This window comes from Fructilactobacillus sp. X2R6C1, from assembly GCF_059901295.1.
Genome location: NZ_JBWXUZ010000048.1, coordinates 1 through 259, shown reverse-complemented (window position 1 = coordinate 259; position 259 = coordinate 1). Strand labels below are relative to the sequence as shown.

General features: G+C 51.0%; 1 protein-coding gene. It reads left to right on the top strand.

Annotated elements, in window-relative coordinates; all coding sequences use genetic code 11:
• Positions 1-259, top strand: a 259-nt coding sequence (locus AC6UDF_RS07305; RefSeq protein WP_500724218.1) for an adenosylhomocysteinase, incomplete at both ends; no start/stop codon positions are given.

Here is a 259-nt window from a genome sequence, read left to right as displayed (position 1 = left end):
CATTAATCTTGCACCGCAAGGAAAGCAACGAATCGAATGGGCTGACCGCGAAATGCCTGTTCTAAGGCTGATACGTGAACGTTTTGAAAAGGAACGTCCGCTTGAAGGCGTCCGGCTTGTCGCTTGTGCTCACATAACAACTGAAACTGCAAACCTCGCAAGAACATTAAAAGCCGGCGGAGCCGAGGCATTATTGATTGCCTCAAATCCGCTTTCAACACAAGATGACGTCGCCGCATCCCTCGTAGCGGATTGGGGC